Source organism: Sandarakinorhabdus sp. FBCC-B8862 (genome assembly GCF_059745315.1).
Genome location: NZ_CM185574.1, coordinates 1,466,472 through 1,483,430, shown reverse-complemented (window position 1 = coordinate 1,483,430; position 16,959 = coordinate 1,466,472). Strand labels below are relative to the sequence as shown.

The window sequence follows — 16,959 nt, the reverse complement described above, 5'->3', positions numbered from 1 at the left end:
GGACATTGGGTGAGCTATGGCACGAGTGGCAGTGGTGACGGGTGGCACGCGCGGCATCGGTGAGGCGATCAGCCTGGCGCTGCGCGATGCGGGCGTGACGGTGGCGGCCAATTATGGCGGCAGCGATGACAAGGCGCGCGCCTTCACCGAAAAGACCGGAATCAAGAGCTACAAGTGGAATGTCGCCGATCATCAGGCCTGCCTGGATGGCTGCGCGCAGGTGGCGGCTGATCTGGGGCCCATCGATATTGTCGTCAACAACGCCGGCATCACCCGCGACGGCACGCTGATGAAGATGAGCTGGGAGGCGTGGGACGAGGTGATCCGGGTCAACCTCGGCGGCTGTTTCAACATGGCCAAGGCGACGTTCGCGGGCATGAAGGAACGCGGCTGGGGCCGTTATGTGCAGATCGGCAGCATCAACGGCCAGGCCGGCCAATATGGCCAGGTCAATTATGCCGCCGCCAAATCCGGCATCCACGGCTTCACCAAGGCGCTGGCACAGGAAGGTGCGCGCTTTGGCATCACCGCCAACGCAATTGCGCCAGGCTATATCGATACCGACATGGTCGCCGCCGTGCCGGCCGACGTGCTGGCCAAGATCGTCGCCAAGATCCCGGTCGGCCGGCTGGGCCAGGCGAACGAGATTGCCCGGGCGGTGGCGTTCCTGACCAGCGAGGATGCCGGGTTCATCACGGGATCGACGATGTCGGTGAATGGCGGGCAGCATATGTATTGAAGCGCGGCCATGAACCAACAGCCATCGAATCGAGCGCGTGGTGCAGACTATTGGCGATTCCTCATCGGTTGGACGTCTGCCCTGATCGGGCTCGTTTTTCTGCTGGGATGGATCGGGGGCCTGCTGGCTGACGCAACAGGCTGGCGGTATTTCACCAATCTGCCTTTCCTCTTGGTGGGCTTCGGTGGCATCTGGTTGCGCCGATTGTTGACGGCCAGGGGCTGGAACGATTGATGCCGTGACGGCCGGCCCCCGCAAATACAGCCTCACCATCCAGGGCCACGCCACCAGCCTGACGCTGGAACCGATCTTCTGGCAGGCTCTGAACGAGGCGGCCGCAGCCGAGGGCAAGGCGCTGGCCGCTTTGGTGGCCGAGATTGACGAGGCCCGCACCACCAACCTGTCAAGCGCGGTGCGCGTGTGGCTGTTTGAGCGGGCGCAGCGCAACAGCTGGTCTGGCCCGGGGGGAGATGCCTGATGACGGCGGGTGGACATGGTGCTGCTGGCTGGAACCGGCGCGCCTTGCTGCAGGCGGGGCTCGCAGCGGCGGCAAGCATTGGTGGCGGGCCGGCCTTGGCTGGCGGTTCAACCACGGATGAGCTCGGCAGCCTTGGTCGCCAACTGCACGGCCGATTCCTGACCAGCGGGTCAGCCGGATATGACGATGCGCGGCGCGTGTGGAACAAGGTCTATGATCGCCGCCCGCTGGCGATGGCACGCTGTGCTGATGTTGATGATGTGCGGCGCTGTGTCGAATTTGCCCGCCGCCATGCCTTGCCGGTGGCCATTCGCGGCGGCGGCCACAGCTATGCGGGCTGGGGTGTTGCCGATGGCGCGTTGCAGGTCGATCTGGGTGCGTTCGACAGGGTCAGCATCGATCCGCAGCGCCGCATTGCCTCGGTGGGTGGCGGCACCCGCATCAAGCAGTTGCTGGCGGCATCCTATGCGCAGGGGCTGATCACGCCGATGGGCGCCTGTGGGGAGGTCGGCGTGGCCGGCCTGGCGCTGGCCGGCGGCGACACGGCAGCGCGCGGGCTGTTTGGCACTGCTTGCGACAACATCATCGGCGCGCAGTTGGTGACGGCTGATGGTGATGTGCTGGAACTGGGGCCAGACCGCAACGAGGATCTGTTCTGGGCCATCCGCGGCGGTGGCGGCAATTTCGGCGTCGTCACGCGGCTCGACATGCAGCTCCATCCCATCGTGCCGTCGCACAATCTGGCGTTCCGCTTTGGTTGGACGGATATCGGTGCGGCGATGCGGGCGTTTGGCGACGTCATGCGCACGGCGCCCGATTTTGCCCGCATCGGCTTTGAGGTGGACCCGATGGACGGTGCAGCGCTTGGCTGCCGGGTCTATGGCAGCGAGGCCATGGCGGCCGATTATTTCCGCATGCTGACCAAGGCTTTGCCGCGCGCGGAAACCCAGGCATCCCCGACGCGGCTCGATCCGGTTGGCGAGGTGTGGGAAACGACCAATCTCGCCGTTGATGCAGCCTTTCTGGAAGGGGTGGACGATGCGCTGGCCGCCGTGCTGGAACGGGCGGCGCTGGCCGGTCGCGGTTTTGGCGCGATCCTCATGGGGCTTTCCAACGGCAAGGCGGCGCGCATCGGTATGACCGAGACCGCCTATCCGCTGCGGGGCACGGGGTTGAGCAGCCTTATCTCGGCGGAATGGCAGCGGCCCGAGGATCGGGACCGGGCGGTGAACTGGGTGGCCGAACATGGCGCGGCGCTGCGGCCATGGGCGCGGCGGGCCTATGTGAATTATCTGCCGCCAAGTTCGCCGGATCGCGTCCGGGAGGTTTATGGCGTCAATTATCCGCGCCTGGCTGCGATCAAGGCCCGCTTTGATCCCGACAATCTGTTCCGGTCCAACCAGAATATCCTGCCGCAGCGCCCGGCCTGACCGGTTCAGCCCTTTTTCGGCGGCAGCGGGAAAAAGCCGGAGGTGCGGCGGATATAATCCTCATAGCCCGGCCGGTGCTTTTTCAGGCTCTTCTCCAGCATCGGCGCGCCAGACCATTTGGTGAGCGTGAAGGACAGGAACAGCGGGCCGATGACGGTCCACCACGGTGCGCCGGCGGCCAGGCCGACGATGAAGATGCCCCACCAGGCGGTGAAATCGCCGAAATAATTGGGATGGCGGGTGTAGCGCCAAAGCCCGGTGTCCATCACCCGGCCCTTGTTGGCGGGATCGGCGCGGAAGGCTTCCAATTGCGCATCGCCGATGGTTTCAAAGGCGATGCCGATGAGGGCGGTGGCCACCCCGAGAAGGCCCCACAAGGGCAGCGGGCTGCCATCATCGGCCAGCACCCCGGCCTGCGCCGGCAGGCACACGCCCCACAATAGCGGGCCTTGCATGCCAAAGGCGCGCCACCAGGCCGCCTTGGCAAAGCTCATGCCCTGTTTGTCCATGGCGTGGCCCAGGATCTTCTCATAGCGCGGATCGCGGCCCAGCCGGCGCCAGCGGGCGATGAGATGGGTGCCCAGCCGCAGGCCCCACAGCGCCACCAGCGCGACCAGCCACACGCCGGCCTGGCCGGCCGGCCCGCCGTTCAGCACGGCGGCGATCGCCACGGCATAGACCATGCCATAGGCCCAGATGGCATCGATGAACGAGACATCGCGGATGGAAAGGCTGGCCCACCAGCAGGCGCCCATCAGCGCGACCACGGCGGCAAGGGTGATGGCAAGATCGATCAGCATGGGGTTGGGTCTTCAGGCGGCCTTGTCGAAGCTTTTGACGCTGGCGGCGACGATGGATTTCATCGCCTTGTCCGGATGGCGGGGCGTGGTGGAGCGATAAAATTCCTCCACCCGCGCCATGTCGGCGGCATAATCGCCGGTGGGCATGAAGGCCACGCCGAGGCCGCCGGTTTTCTTGGCATAATCCATCATGCCGATGATCAGCGGCACCTTGGCGCCCAGCGCGATGTGGTAGAAGCCGGTTTTCCACTGGCCGACCGATTTGCGCGTGCCTTCGGGTGCGATGGTGAGCAGGAAATCATCGCGGCGGTTGAACTCGTCGATCATCGCCTGGACATAATTGCCGCCGGCCTCGCGGTTCACCTCCACGCCGCCCATCTGGCGCATGAAATTGCCCAGCGGCCAGCGGAACAGCTGGCGCTTGGCCATGAAGCTGGTTTCAATGCCCAGCTCGCGGGTGAGGCCGATATAATAGACGAAATCCCAGTTGCTGGTGTGCGGCGCCGCGATGATCACGGCCTTTCGCGGGATTGGCCGTTCCGCCACCGCCTTCCAGCCCATGACCCGGAAAAACTGCACCAGCAGCCATTCCAGCACGGCCGAAAGCCAGCTTTTCCGCATTGCCGTCATGGTTCCCATCCCCAAACGCATCGCGGCAGCTCTGGCCCGGCTGCCTTGGTTCATCACGCGACACAGCATCGCGGATGCGGGGCTATGGTGTCAAATAGAGTGTCAGGCCCTGCGACACCGGCTATGGCGGCGCCATGATGAAGATGTTCGCCGCCTATGGCCTGACCCTTGCCGCCTTTGCCGCCATCGATGCGGTGTGGCTGATCAACATGGCGCCGCGGCTGTACAAGCCGGAAATCGGCCCGGTGATGATGGAAAACGGCTTCCGCCTGGTGCCGGCAATGATCTTCTACACCCTCTACATCGGCGGCATCGTCTATTTCGCGGTGTGGCCGGGCCTGACGGAAGGGGTCGCCAAGGCGGCGCTGCAGGGCGCCATCCTGGGTTTCCTCTGCTATGCCACCTATGATTTCACCAATTATGCGACGCTCAAGGTGTGGAGCCTGAAGGTGACCGTGCTCGATCTGATCTGGGGCACGGTGCTGACCGGCAGCACGGCGGCGGTGGGCACCTGGGCCACAGCCAAGCTGTTTCACCAATAATCGGCCATGATGGCGCGGGCCCAATCAGGCTCATGCACATCGCCGCGCGGCAGGAAGCCGGCCATCACCGGCTTGATGTCGAGCACCGGGGTACCGTCGATGGCGTCCAGCCCTTCCACTTCCAATGTCAGGCCGTCCACCGCGACGATGCGGCAGATGGTGACACCCAGCCGGTTGGGCCGGTTCTTGCCGCGCTGGGCGAAAATTCCCACGCGCGGCCAATCGGGATTGCCGCGCGGATGGCGGGCGCCGGTGGTGATCTGATCATCGGTCACCTGATCGAACAGGAACACCACCTCGGCATGGCTGAACGCGTCGAGGCCGAGCAGGGCATCGGCGCTGAAGCGTGTCGGATCAAGCCGGATTGCGGCGCGGCTGGCGCCCCAGTCATCATCGATGGCCTCGGCCCGGCCACCCGCAACGCGGCCGATGGGGGTGAGGGTGAAGCTGGTCATCAGGCACTCCCTTCGCGGGCAGCATAGCGCACCGTCAGCCTTTGGGCAGCCGCCGCTGCATCATGCCTGCCACTCGGCCCGCACATAGCCCTGGGCGCGCAGCAGCACGGTCAGATCGCCGTGGCGGACATGGGCCTGGGCCGCAGCCGCCGCCTTGGGCTTGGCGTGATAGGCGATGCCCAGCCCGCCGCCAGCACAAGCGGCCGTGATCATCGGGATGTCATTGGCGCCGTCGCCCACCGCCACAACGGCATTGAGCGGCGTGCCATCGGCTTCCAGCAGCGCCTGCTTGGCGGCGGCATCCACGATCGGATCAGCGACGGTGCCGGCCAGCCGGTCACCATCCCGGTCCAGCCGGTTGGCGATGGCGCGGGCAAAGCCGATCTGCCGGGCCACCGGCACGGCAAAATCCATGAACCCGCCAGACACCAGCAGGGAACGCGCGCCATTGGCGGCCATCGTCTGCACCAGGGTGCGCGCGCCGGGATTGAGCCGCACCCGATCGCGCAGGCAATCGGCGAGCGTCGCCACGGGCAAGCCCTTCAGCAACGCCACGCGCGCCTTCAACGCGCCGGCAAAATCCAGCTCACCGCGCATCGCCGCCTCGGTCACGGCGGCAACCTCGGCCTTCACCCCGGCATAATCGGCCAGTTCATCGATGCATTCGCAGGCGATCATGGTTGAATCCATGTCGGCCACGATCAGCCGCTTGCGCCGCGGGCTGCTGCCGGCCTGCACCACCACATCCACTGCCGGCAGCCCGTCTTCCAGCGCGGCCCGCACCGCCGGCCCGTCGCCGCGGGCCAATATGTCAAAGGCGTCGCCGGCCTCCAGCCAGCTTTGCGCCACCACCTCGGCCCCGATGCCGCGCACGACATCGCTTGCCGCCGAGACATCGCCGGGCGACAAGGCACCTTCGGCAACCAGAGTGATGATGAGCGCGTCTGCCATGAACCTCGACCTTAACCGGGTCACCGTCCTGACAGGGCCGACCGCTGGCGGCAAGTCTGCACTGGCATTGGACCTGGCGGCCCGCGTGGGCGGCGTGATCATCAATGCCGATGCGAGCCAGCTTTATGCCGATCTTGCCATTGTCACCGCCCGGCCCGGTGCTGCCGATCTCGCCGCAGCGCCGCACCGGCTTTACGGGGTGCTGGCCGGCGCGGACGTCTGCTCAGCGGCACGCTGGGCCGAGATGGCAAAGGCGGAGATCGCTGCGGCGCGCGGGCAGGGCCTCCACCCGATCATCGTTGGCGGCACCGGCCTGTATCTGACCGCGCTGGTGCATGGGCTGGCGCCGGTGCCGGCCATTGATGATGATGTGCGCAGCGCGGTGCGGGCGCTGGAAACGGCCGATGCCCGCGCCGCGCTGGAACGTGAAGACCCGGATGCCGCCGTCCGGCTGATGCCGGCCGATCGGCAGCGCACGCTGCGGGCGCTGGAGGTGGTGCGCTCCACCGGCCGCCCGCTGGCCGATTGGCAGCAGCAGCGCGAGGGCGGGCTGGGTGCCGATGCCGTGCAGGGCCTGGTGGTGGACCGGCCGCGCGCCGAACTCCATGTCCGCGCCGAGACGCGGCTGGCTTCCATGCTGGCCGACGGCGCGCTGGCCGAGGTTGCGGCGCTGCTGGCGCTGGGCCTGCCCGCAGACGCCCCGGTCATGAAGGCGCTGGCCGTGCCGCAGCTGGCGGCGCATCTGGCCGGCCAGTGCAGCCTGGATCAGGCCATGGCCGATGCGCTGACCGTGACCCGGCAATATCAGAAGCGCCAGCAGACCTGGGCGCGCAACCAGGTTCCGGATTGGGCGCGGGTAACCCCAGCCTGACCGGCAAGAGCAGGCATTACGTCAAAGTGTCGGCCAGTTTTACACTTCATTGTTGAAATCGCAGATAACCTATCGAAAATAACTTCTTCAGGCAACTTGAGAATGATCGACCATATTATAGGTTGCGTAACCAATCGGTCACCGAATCAATCAAGATCGATCCGAACATATCGCCAGTGAACACATAATTATCCATCGCATTAATTCATATTGATCACAAATGTAGGCTTTCTGAATCCAGTTCTGGCTGAAGAAGGTGCTTACAATTCGTATATGTCGGCAGGTTTTACAGATCGATTCTGATAAAAAAGTTCAAGTCGTTGTATTTAAACAACTTATTCAAATGGCATGGTCGTTGCAAAACGTGAACTGGTTCGAACAACGGAGACAAACCATGCGCAAATTCCTCGCTGCTGCTGCCGCGGTCCTGCTGGCTGCCGTTCCGGCCAACGCTGTGATCGTGTCCGGCGTCCTGAGCGGCGGCAACGTCATCACCAATGGCGGCAGCTTCCAGGTCACCAGCCTGGCGAACATTCAGGTTGATCAGGTGAACAGCATCAATGTGCTTGGCATTAACGAAGCACAGAAGGTGACACTGGGCGCCGCCCAGCGTGTGATCAACCAGAACCTGGCGTCCGGCACCACCATCGCCAACACCTTGGCCGCCATTGCACCGCTCAGCACGCTGATTTCGGCTGGCACGACCGTCAACAGCCACCTGATCATACTGGATCAACCTGGCACCCAGTCGCGAACTGCTTCGGGTTCGGTGACCTTCAACGGCCGCATCCTGGGCATCATCCTGCATGATACGGGCCGCGCCGGTGCCAACTTCGCGCAGACCAACACCATCTTCGGCGCTCCGGGCACCACCTACGGCACGTTGCATTCCGGCCTGGATGGCGCGCCGGATGCCTATTCGATCGGCGGTGTGGGCAACAAGACGCTAACCTTCTCGATGGCATCGGGCGCCAATGTTGGTGATTATGTCCGTGTCATCACCGCTGTGCCCGAACCGCGCGGCTGGGCCATGCTGTTGGCCGGCTTCACCATGGTTGGTTTCAGCCTGCGTCGCCGGCGCACGGCTGTGGCCGCCTGATCCTTCGATCAAACCAGCAGTACAAGCACGGGGCTGCACCGATACCAGGTGCAGCCCCTTTCTTTTTGGACAAGCCGGTGCGTGCCCGAAGGCCGGCCCCATCGCGACCTGCCAACCAGCGTTTGCATCGGCGAGGTCCTTGAAAATGCCTGTCAATCGCAAATTAATGTCAAGACAAACTTTTGTTCAGATAAACTTGTGTTAAGGACATTCTAGGCCGCGTAGCGAGGATTGCGCTGCCTGAGGATGGGTCATGATCAAATCTGCCAGAACTGCGCTGCTGGTGGCGGCTGCCTGCTGCACGATGCCGATGCCCGCCGCTGCCGTCACCCCGGCCCGGGTCGGCCTGCAGGCAATGCGTGAGCTCAACCTGATCGTGCTCAACGATCTGACCGTCCAGGGTGGCGAGGTGGAGGGCAAGGCCTTTGTTGGCCGCAATGTCACTGGCAATTCCACCCAGATCGGCATCGGCAGCAGCGCCAATGGCCAGCGCTTCACCGCATCGTCACGCGCCACGCTTTCGGTTGGGGGCAGTGTTTCGCAAAATCTCAACATCAACAACGGCAGCAACGGCACCGGCGGCCCCAAGGTGGGCGATTTCGGCAGCCAGAATGTCTATGGCGTTGCCATCCAGGGCAATATCCCCGGCATCAATTTCAACAGCACTGGCGGCACCGCCCGCATTGGCGGTGACATCACCAACAATCTCAACGTCGGCGCCGGCACCACGCTGGAGGTGACGGGATCGCTGCAGAATGGCGTCAATCTTTCAGACAATGTGAAGTTGAAGGTTGGCGGCAATGTGAATGGCAACATCAACGGCGGCCAGAACACCCAGGTGGAAGTGCGCGGCAACGTTGGCAACCTGGGCTTTGGCGGCGGCAGCCAGGCGACAATCGGCGGCAACCTCCAGCAATTGTCGGGCAGCAACAATCAGCAGATCAGCGTGGCGGGCAGCATCGGCAGCGGCAATGCCGGCGGCAACAGCACGATCAAGGCCGGCACCACGATCAGCAATTTCAACGGCACCAGCGGTGTCACCGTCTATGCCGGTGGCAGCATCAGCGGCAACGCCAATGGCGCCAGCTTCAACAGCAACTACAGCTTCAACCCGCTGGTGCCCGCGCCGGTGGTGCCGGCCGCGCCCACCGCCCCGGCCATCACCAGCGAAGCGGCCGTGCTGTCGGCCAATGTGATGGCGCTGTCCAACAGCCTGGCCAGCCTGACGGTGGCCAGCAACCCCAGCAGCATCAGCATCACCGGCGGCAACCAGACCGCGACGTTCAATGCGGTGGCCAGCAACATCGGGCCGAGCAACCCCACCGGCTATGCGCTGTTCGAAATCAGCGGCCCCAGCTTCTTCAACGTGCAGCAGTTCAGCTACAATTTCCCCAACACCACGCTGCCGGTGATCATCAACGTGCGCAACATCGGCAGCAACGCACTGGTGATCAACAGCAACTTCATCAACAACGCCCGCGCCAACAACCCGCAAGTGATCTGGAACTTCGTGGATGCGACCAACATCACGATCTACAACCAGTTTCAGGGCTCGATCCTGGCGCCGCTGGCAAGCATCAGCGCCAAGGTGGTGGAAGGTTCGATCGTCGCCCGCAACTACACAATGCAGGACGAGGTGCACCTGGGTACCTATCAGGGCAACGGCTTCTTTGTCGGCGAACCGGTGCCGGAGCCGGCGAACTGGGCGATGATGCTGGCCGGATTCGGCCTGGCTGGCCTTGCGATGCGGCGCCGCCAGGCGGCGCAGCCGGCCTGACCGGGCCCCGGCGGGACGAAGAACCATATGGCGGCTCGCCAAGGCCGTCGTTTTTCATGCAATTTTCACATTCTGCGTTGCATCGCGTATTGATGCACATGCGTAACTTCGGGCACAAGCGACGCACTTGATGAATGTTAAGCCTGTCCCACGTGGCAGGTGTCATTCACCAACGTGTTGAGAAACTTCGTGACTCTTTTGTGATTTAATGTTCCTGTCACGAATCTCAGCCATTGTGCGACGCAACAGACCGGGGGGTTGCATGCGTATTGCCAGGTTCATCTTGCTTGCGGGGGTGGCGTTTGCCGCGGCCGCGCCGGCGTCGGCCATCATCATGATCTCTGAACCGGTGGCCCTGCCCAACGGTTGTTTCGCCGGCGTGTCCGATTGTGTGCCCGTGGCGGCAACACCGCCGCCGCCGCCGCGGCAAGAGCAGGTGCCGGCGCCATTGGTGTCGGTGATCGTTGGCGTCGCTGCCCTGGCCCTGGCCTTTGGCCGGCGCAGCGGTTTGCAGGAAGTTGTTTCCTGAAGGCTGTTTGCGCATGAAAATTGCGCGATAAAGGCTTGACCGGCTAATTTCCTTCCCCTAACAGCAGCCTTGCGTCCGCGTATCCCCGCGGACGCTTGTTGTTTTGGGACGCAAGGCCATGGGCACGGAGATCACCGGCGCCGAAATCGTTGTGCAGTCGCTGATCGACCTCGGGGTGGAGGTTGTGTTCGGTTATCCGGGTGGTGCCGTGCTGCCGATTTATGATGCGCTGTTCCAGCAGAACCGCATCCGCCACATCCTGGTGCGCCACGAGCAGGCCGCCGTGCACGCCGCCGAAGGCTATGCCCGCGCCAGCGGCAAGGTCGGCGTGGTGCTGGTCACCTCCGGCCCCGGCGCCACCAATGCCGTCACCGGCATCACCGATGCGCTGATGGATTCGATCCCGCTGGTCGTCCTCACCGGACAGGTGCCGACGCATCTGATCGGCACCGATGCCTTCCAGGAATGCGACACGGTGGGCATCACCCGCCACTGTTCCAAGCATAATTATCTGGTGAAGGAGACGGCGAAGCTGGGCCCCGTGCTGCACGAGGCCTTCTACATCGCCCGTTCCGGCCGGCCCGGCCCGGTGGTGATCGACATCCCCAAGGATGTGCAGATCATGAAGGCCCGCTATGCCAAGCCTGGCGCCATCACCCACAAGACCTACAAGCCGCAGGTGAAGGGCGATCTGGCCGCGATCGAGGCGGCGGTGGACATGCTGGCCGCGGCCGAGCGCCCGATCCTTTATACCGGCGGCGGCATCATCAATTCCGGGCCGATCGCCAGCCAACTGCTGCGCGAACTGGCCAAGGTGACCGGCGCGCCGGTCACCAGCACGTTGATGGGTCTGGGCAGCTTCGGGCACGAGCATCCGCAGTTTCTCGGCATGCTGGGCATGCACGGCAGTTACGAAGCCAATATGGCGATGAACCGGTGCGACCTGATGGTCTGCCTGGGCGCCCGCTTTGACGATCGCGTGACCGGCCGGCTTGATGCCTTCAGCCCGCACAGCCGCAAGATCCATGTCGATATCGACCGCTCCAGCTTCAACAAGACGGTGCGGGTGGACCTGACCATCCAGGGCGATGTCGGCAGCGTGATGGAGGATATGCTGAAGGTCTGGCGCGCGCGTGGTCATCGCGCCGCCGATCAGAAGGCCTGGTGGGCGCAGATCGAAGGCTGGCGCGCGCGCAACTCGTTCGGGTTCGAACAGAAGGGCGATTCGCTGCTGCCGCAAAAGGCCATCCAGCGCCTTTACGAGATGACCAAGGCGAAGAAGCCGATCATCTCCACCGAAGTCGGCCAGCACCAGATGTGGGCGGCCCAGCATTTCGGCTTCCATGATCCCAACAAGTGGCTGACTTCGGGCGGGCTCGGCACCATGGGCTATGGCCTGCCGGCCGCCATCGGTGCGCAGCTGGCGTTTCCGGGCGCGCTGGTGATCGATATCGCCGGTGAAGCCAGCATCCAGATGAACATCCAGGAACTGGGCACGGCGGTGCAATATCGCCTGCCGGTGAAGATCTTCATCATCAACAACGAATATATGGGCATGGTCCGCCAGTGGCAGGAGCTGAACCACGGCAGCCGTTACAGCGAGAGCTATTCCGACAGCCTGCCCGATTTCGTGAAGCTGGCTGAGGCCTATGGCTGGAAGGGCATTGTCATCGAGGGGCTGGACGATCTCGATGCCGGTATCCAGGCCATGCTCGATCACCCCGGCCCGGTGGTGGTGGATTGCCGCGTGGCCAAGCTGGCCAACTGCTTCCCGATGATCCCGTCGGGCGCTGCCCATACCGACATGATCCTGTCGGCCGCCGATGAACGCGGCGAAGCCGATGACGATGCCAAGGCCCTGGTGTGATGAAACATCTCCCGTCTGAACGGCACACGCTGTCGATCCTGGTGGACAACGAAGCCGGCGTGCTCGCCCGCATCGTCGGGCTGTTCTCGGCGCGCGGTTACAATATCGAGAGCCTGACGGTGGCCGACGTGTCCGACAATCACGAGGTCAGCCGCATCACCCTTGTCACCAACGGCCCGCCGCCGGTGATCGATCAGATCATGGCCCAGCTGGACCGCTTGGTGCCGGTGCACAAGGTCGTCGATCTCACCGATTGGGGCCCGCATGTGGAGCGCGAGATGGCGCTGGTGAAGGTGGCCGGCGTGGGTGACAAGCGGGTGGAGGCGCTGCGCCTCGCCGACATCTTCCGCGCCCGCCCGGTTGACACCAGCACCGCCAGCTTCGTGTTCGAAGTGTCGGGCTCCACTGAAAAGGTGAACCAGTTCATCGCCCTGATGCGGGAGGTCGGCCTCGTCGAGGTCGCCCGGACCGGGGTGGTCGCCATCGCCCGCGGGGCGGAGGCAGTTTGAGATCAACTCCCCTCCCCTTCAGGGGAGGGGTCGGGGGTGGGGAAGTTCGGTATCTGCCGGCACAGCCCCACCCCCAACCCCTCCCCTGAAGGGGAGGGGAGCAGGAAAAGGAAAAGGGGATTCCAATGCGCGTTTATTATGATGCCGATGCCGATGTCGGCCTGATCAAGGCCAAGAAGGTCGCCATCGTTGGCTATGGCAGCCAGGGCCATGCCCATGCGCAGAATCTGCGCGATTCGGGGGTGGCGGAGGTCGCCATCGCCCTGCGCCCCGGTTCGGCCACCGCGAAGAAGGCCGAAGGCGCCGGGTTCAAGGTGTTGAGCAATGCCGAAGCCGCCGCCTGGGCCGATGTGATCATGGTGCTGGCGCCCGATGAGCATCAGGCCGCCATCTATGCCGATGATCTGGGCCCCAACATGAAGCCCGGCGCCGCGCTGGCCTTCGCCCATGGCCTCAACGTGCATTTCGGCCTGATCGAGCCGCGCGCCGATATCGATGTGTTCATGATCGCGCCCAAGGGCCCCGGCCACACCGTGCGCGGCGAATATCTGAAGGGCGGCGGCGTGCCCTGCCTGATCGCCATCCACCAGGATGCCAGCGGCAACGCCCATGATGTGGCGCTGTCCTATGCGTCGGCCATCGGTGGCGGCCGTTCGGGCGTCATTGAAACGACGTTCCGCGAAGAGTGCGAAACCGATCTGTTCGGCGAACAGGCCGTGTTGTGCGGCGGCCTCACCCACCTGATCCAGGCGGGCTTCGAAACGCTGGTGGAAGCCGGCTATGCCCCCGAAATGGCCTATTTCGAGTGCCTGCACGAGGTGAAGCTGATCGTCGATCTGATGTATGAAGGCGGCATCGCCAACATGCGCTACTCCATCTCCAACACCGCCGAATATGGTGACATCACCACCGGCCCGCGCATCATCACCGCCGAAACCAAGGCCGAAATGAAGCGTGTGCTGGCCGATATCCAGGGCGGGCGGTTCGTGAAGAACTTCATCCTCGACAACCGCGCCGGCCAGCCGGAGCTGAAGGCCAGCCGCAAGGCCGCCGCCGCCCATCCGATCGAGGAAACCGGCGCCAAGCTGCGCGCGATGATGCCGTGGATCGCCAAGAACAAGCTGGTGGACAAGGCCCGCAATTGACCGGGCGACGAACTGACGCCACCAAGCGGGTGTGACCGCCCCCGCAGATGCGTTTGACACCGGCCTGATCGGCGCAGATGGCGCTGTGCTGGCCGATCCGGCCGGGTTTCTGGCGGCGATGCCGCCGGCGGCCCGGCTGGCGCTCGCCGCCAGTGCGCGCGGCGATGCCGTGGTGTTCGAACTGGCCGATGCTGGCGATGGCCCGTTGTTTCCGGTGGCGGTGGCACCGCTGGCGCGCTGTTTTGGCTGGCGTGTGGTGTTGCCGGCCAGCCCGGTGCGCGGCGCCCTGGCCGTGTGCCGGATCGCGCCCGCCGGCGTGCCAGGCCGCTTCGCCCGTTTTGGCGATGCCTTCGGCCTGTCACCGGCTCTGGTGCGCATCCTGGTCGCCCTTTACCAGTACGGCGATGTGTCCCGCGCTGCCGAGGCTGCCGGCATCAGTTTCAACACCGCGCGCGACTATCTCGATCAGGCCCGCAACCAGATCTGGGCTCCCAATCTGCCGCGGCTGATCACCTGGGCCGCCATCGGCTCGCTGGCCACCGATGCCTCGGCCGAAACCGATCTGCCGGTCAGCGCGCTGTTTGCCCTGTCGGCCCGGCAACGGCGGCTGGCCGGCGCCATTGCCGATGGCGCATCGCGCGCCGCGGCCGCCCGCACGCTGGGACTGTCCGATGCCGTGGCCAAGAAGGAACTGGCCGCCGTTTATGCCGCCACCGGGGTGACAAGCGCCATCGGCCTTGCCCGGCTGCTCGCCGAACTGCGCGGCCTTGCCATCGCCACCGGCCAGCCCGGACAGGCCGAGCCCTATCCGCCACCGTTCAGCCGGCCGATCACGCTCACCATGCCCGATGGCCGCCGGGTGGTGGCCAGCGATTATGGCCCGCCCAGCGGCCGCCCAGTGCTGGTGCTGCACAACACGATGAACTGCCGCGGGGTGGATCGGGCGCTGGTGGAGGCGCTGCAGGACGATGGCTGGCGGCCGGTGTCGCCCGACCGGCCGGGTTATGGCGATACCGATTCGGTGGCCGGCGATGGCCAGGCCTATCTCGACCAGTGCGGCGATGATCTGGCCGCCCTGTGCGCAGCCCAGGGCTGGGCGGCGGTGCCGATCATCGCCCACGGCCCGATGCAGGTGGTGCTGGCGCTGCTGCGCCGCCACCCGGCCCTGGCCAGCCGCATCATCGTTGATGCCCCCGAACCGGGCGCTGCCCATGGCAGCGGCGACGCCGGCATGATCGCCACGCTGAAACGCCAGTTTGCCCGCCGGCCCTGGGCGGTGGCTGCCGTGGTCCGCATGCTGTCCACCCTGGCCAGCCATGCGCGGTTGGCGGCCCTGATGCAGGATTGGACTGCAGACAGCCCGGCCGATGCCCGCGCCATGGCCGATCCGGCCTTGCTGATGGATTTCTATCGCAAGCTGGAGCCCTTCCGCCGTGGCCGCATCGATGGCTTTGTGCGCGAGCAGCTGGTGCAGGCCACCGCACCGCCGCCGCCGGTGCTGCCCGGCACCGACCGGCTGTGCCTGTTGATCGGCGCCAGCGATTTCATGCACGACGCCCGCGCCAACCATGATTATTGGCGCCGCGCCCTGCCCGATGCCGCCATCCACATCATTCCCGATGCCGGTCGCTTCATCAGCTACAGCCACCCCCGGCTGCTTGTCGCCGCGCTTTCCGCCTGATCTCCCCTGCAAATGGGGATGGGCAAGGCGGCGCGCTTGCCCCACCCCGGCGGGATGACTGGATCGGGAGACAGGCAATGATCATGCATCGGCACGCCCTGTGGTGGGCGATGGTGCTGGCCATCATCGGCGTGGCGCTCGCCTTGACGGCCGCGCCGGCAGCGGCTGCCGTGCGCACCGCCATTTATCGGGCGCAGATCAGCCAGTTCACCGGGCAAGACCAGGGCATTGATGGCGCCGGCCTGTTTGGCCCGGTGGGCGGCAATCTGCGCGGCAAATGGGCGGTGGCGCGCTTCACCTATGATACCAGCCTGGGCACGCCGTTCAGCGTCGGCCCCAATTCGGAAGGGCGCGCCTCCGGCCTCAACGCCGGCCAGCCGTCCCCCGTGCTGGCCGCCACCCTGCGTATCAACGGCTTCACCTGGGATGCGCTGCAGGGGCCGATAGGCCTGGGCGACAATGGCGAGATCTACACATCGGTTGGCGGCAACACCACGCACGCCTTTGGCCGCCAGCTCTATCCCACCACCGGCATCTACACCGCCACGCTGCTGATGAACGGCTGTTGCAGCCAGCCCATCCCGGCGCGGCTGGACGATCCCGCAGCGCTGCGCAGCACCGGCATCACCGGCGGCATGAACTTCAATTTCTTCAGCTATGCCGCCAATGATTATATCTACCGCACCCAACTGCAGTTCGTCGGCACCGGCACCTATCAGGTGGCGGGCGTGCCCGAACCGGCCAGCTGGGCCCTGCTGATCAGTGGCTTTGGCCTTGTTGGCGCGGCGGCGCGGCGGCAGCGGCGGGTCAGCCGCCCCGCCTGATCGCGGCGGCCCGCACGCGCACGCTGCGCAGCGCCAGCTGGATTTCCCACAGGAACAGGATCAACCCGCCGGTCAGCAGCGCCGTTGCGGCGATGAACACCCAGGCAATCGCCTCATCCAGCTGGTTGTTGACCAGCTGTTCCATGAACAACAGCACCACCACCAGGCAGACCAGCAGGGCTGACAGGGTGCACAGCGCGATCGCCCAGTTCGCCGCTGCCATGCGCCGCGCCAGCACCGCCAGATCATCGATGGCAATGCGCCGCCGTTCGCCGCCATAGCTGCCCACCTGTTCCTCCAGATGCCGGGCGCGATCCACAACGCGCGACAGCCGGTGGGCCAGCACATTCAAGATGCCGCCGATCGCAGTGAGCAGGAACACCGGGGTGACAGCTTGCTGGATGGCGGACCCGATATCGATGACGGTGAACAGATTTCGCATGGCCGCCATCAAGCCGCGCAATCGCGGCCACCGCAAGCGCCGATTTGGCGCACACATCTTGCGCAGCAGGCCGGCTCCACGCTATGAGTGCGATCATGGCTTTTGCGCGCGCCCTCCTGCTTCGACTTAAACGCCCTCGGGCGTGATGGCGGCTGCTGGGCTTGTTCCCTCGGCGCCACGCCTTGAGGGG

The 16,959-nt window shown here is 65.0% G+C and carries 19 protein-coding genes; 13 read left to right on the top strand and 6 right to left on the bottom strand.

The genetic code is table 11. The annotated features are described in order from the left end of the window. The first annotated feature begins 16 nt into the window (after positions 1-16). The 3 genes from phbB to AC6BOR_RS07310 all read left to right on the top strand — a co-directional run bounded on the left by phbB (position 17) and on the right by AC6BOR_RS07310 (position 2,647). Entirely contained in the window at positions 17-739 is a 723-nt protein-coding gene (gene phbB, locus AC6BOR_RS07320; protein WP_094474334.1) for an acetoacetyl-CoA reductase, read from the top strand. 238 nt (positions 740-977) lie between these two features. Then, on the top strand, positions 978-1,217 hold the full coding sequence (locus tag AC6BOR_RS07315; RefSeq protein WP_498060519.1) for a ribbon-helix-helix domain-containing protein: 240 nt from the start codon (positions 978-980) through the stop codon (positions 1,215-1,217). Then, positions 1,217-2,647, top strand: a complete 1,431-nt coding sequence (locus tag AC6BOR_RS07310; RefSeq protein WP_498060518.1) for an FAD-binding oxidoreductase — start codon at positions 1,217-1,219, stop codon at positions 2,645-2,647. The genes AC6BOR_RS07315 and AC6BOR_RS07310 overlap by 1 nt, the downstream gene beginning before the upstream one ends. Positions 2,648-2,652: 5 nt before the next feature. On the opposite strand, the gene AC6BOR_RS07305 is transcribed toward AC6BOR_RS07310, so the two are convergent. Continuing rightward, complete coding sequence (locus AC6BOR_RS07305; protein WP_498060517.1) at positions 2,653-3,447, bottom strand: DUF1295 domain-containing protein; 795 nt, start codon at positions 3,445-3,447, stop codon at positions 2,653-2,655. 12 nt (positions 3,448-3,459) lie between these two features. Beyond that, the gene (locus AC6BOR_RS07300; protein ID WP_498060516.1) at positions 3,460-4,077 is read right to left on the bottom strand and encodes a lysophospholipid acyltransferase family protein; all 618 of its coding nucleotides are present in this window, start codon (positions 4,075-4,077) and stop codon (positions 3,460-3,462) included. 134 nt (positions 4,078-4,211) lie between these two features. On the opposite strand from AC6BOR_RS07300, the gene AC6BOR_RS07295 reads away from it, so the two are divergent. After that, positions 4,212-4,619 carry a DUF2177 family protein gene (locus AC6BOR_RS07295; protein WP_086115818.1) on the top strand — a complete coding sequence of 136 codons (408 nt, stop codon included), beginning with the start codon at positions 4,212-4,214 and terminating at the stop codon, positions 4,617-4,619. On the opposite strand, the gene AC6BOR_RS07290 is transcribed toward AC6BOR_RS07295, so the two are convergent. Together AC6BOR_RS07290 and serB are read right to left on the bottom strand one after the other, a co-directional pair. Beyond that, positions 4,610-5,074: an SAM-dependent methyltransferase gene (locus AC6BOR_RS07290; RefSeq protein WP_498060515.1), complete on the bottom strand. Its 465-nt coding sequence runs from the start codon at positions 5,072-5,074 to the stop codon at positions 4,610-4,612. The genes AC6BOR_RS07295 and AC6BOR_RS07290 overlap by 10 nt on opposite strands. 60 nt (positions 5,075-5,134) lie before the next feature. Beyond that, on the bottom strand, positions 5,135-6,025 hold the full coding sequence (gene serB, locus AC6BOR_RS07285) for a phosphoserine phosphatase SerB (protein WP_498060514.1): 891 nt from the start codon (positions 6,023-6,025) through the stop codon (positions 5,135-5,137). Here serB and miaA point away from each other — a divergent pair. The 3 genes from miaA to AC6BOR_RS07270 all read left to right on the top strand — a co-directional run bounded on the left by miaA (position 6,024) and on the right by AC6BOR_RS07270 (position 9,772). Continuing rightward, complete coding sequence (gene miaA / locus AC6BOR_RS07280; RefSeq protein WP_498060513.1) at positions 6,024-6,896, top strand: tRNA (adenosine(37)-N6)-dimethylallyltransferase MiaA; 873 nt, start codon at positions 6,024-6,026, stop codon at positions 6,894-6,896. The two genes, serB and miaA, sit on opposite strands and share 2 nt — an antisense overlap. A gap of 256 nt (positions 6,897-7,152) precedes the next feature. After that, entirely contained in the window at positions 7,153-7,995 is an 843-nt protein-coding gene (locus AC6BOR_RS07275; protein ID WP_498060512.1) for a PEPxxWA-CTERM sorting domain-containing protein, read from the top strand. Between the two features lie 253 nt (positions 7,996-8,248). After that, positions 8,249-9,772: a collagen-binding domain-containing protein gene (locus AC6BOR_RS07270; protein WP_498060511.1), complete on the top strand. Its 1,524-nt coding sequence runs from the start codon at positions 8,249-8,251 to the stop codon at positions 9,770-9,772. A gap of 162 nt (positions 9,773-9,934) precedes the next feature. Here AC6BOR_RS07270 and AC6BOR_RS07265 read toward each other — a convergent pair whose 3' ends face one another. Next, the gene (locus AC6BOR_RS07265) at positions 9,935-10,108 is read right to left on the bottom strand and encodes a hypothetical protein (RefSeq protein WP_498060510.1); all 174 of its coding nucleotides are present in this window, start codon (positions 10,106-10,108) and stop codon (positions 9,935-9,937) included. Here AC6BOR_RS07265 and AC6BOR_RS07260 point away from each other — a divergent pair. The 6 genes from AC6BOR_RS07260 to AC6BOR_RS07235 all read left to right on the top strand — a co-directional run bounded on the left by AC6BOR_RS07260 (position 10,107) and on the right by AC6BOR_RS07235 (position 16,327). After that, positions 10,107-10,301: a hypothetical protein gene (locus tag AC6BOR_RS07260; protein WP_498060509.1), complete on the top strand. Its 195-nt coding sequence runs from the start codon at positions 10,107-10,109 to the stop codon at positions 10,299-10,301. The genes AC6BOR_RS07265 and AC6BOR_RS07260 overlap by 2 nt on opposite strands. A 118-nt stretch (positions 10,302-10,419) precedes the next feature. Continuing rightward, positions 10,420-12,168 carry an acetolactate synthase 3 large subunit gene (locus AC6BOR_RS07255; protein ID WP_498060508.1) on the top strand — a complete coding sequence of 583 codons (1,749 nt, stop codon included), beginning with the start codon at positions 10,420-10,422 and terminating at the stop codon, positions 12,166-12,168. Next, positions 12,168-12,677, top strand: a complete 510-nt coding sequence (gene ilvN / locus AC6BOR_RS07250; RefSeq protein ID WP_086115736.1) for an acetolactate synthase small subunit — start codon at positions 12,168-12,170, stop codon at positions 12,675-12,677. Before AC6BOR_RS07255 ends, ilvN begins: the two co-directional genes overlap by 1 nt. 125 nt (positions 12,678-12,802) lie before the next feature. Next, a complete protein-coding gene (ilvC, locus tag AC6BOR_RS07245) occupies positions 12,803-13,822 on the top strand; it encodes a ketol-acid reductoisomerase (RefSeq protein ID WP_086115737.1) in 1,020 nt (339 codons plus the stop codon). 31 nt (positions 13,823-13,853) lie between these two features. Further along, positions 13,854-15,503 (top strand): alpha/beta fold hydrolase, encoded by a 1,650-nt coding sequence (locus AC6BOR_RS07240; RefSeq protein WP_498060506.1) that lies wholly within the window; start codon positions 13,854-13,856, stop codon positions 15,501-15,503. Positions 15,504-15,580: 77 nt separating this feature from the next. Further along, a complete protein-coding gene (locus AC6BOR_RS07235) occupies positions 15,581-16,327 on the top strand; it encodes a PEPxxWA-CTERM sorting domain-containing protein (RefSeq protein ID WP_498060505.1) in 747 nt (248 codons plus the stop codon). Here the strand turns inward: AC6BOR_RS07235 and AC6BOR_RS07230 are convergent. Further along, positions 16,311-16,769, bottom strand: coding sequence for a DUF2721 domain-containing protein (locus AC6BOR_RS07230; RefSeq protein WP_498060504.1), 459 nt, complete (start codon positions 16,767-16,769; stop codon positions 16,311-16,313). The genes AC6BOR_RS07235 and AC6BOR_RS07230 overlap by 17 nt on opposite strands. Between the last annotated feature and the right edge of the window lie 190 nt (positions 16,770-16,959).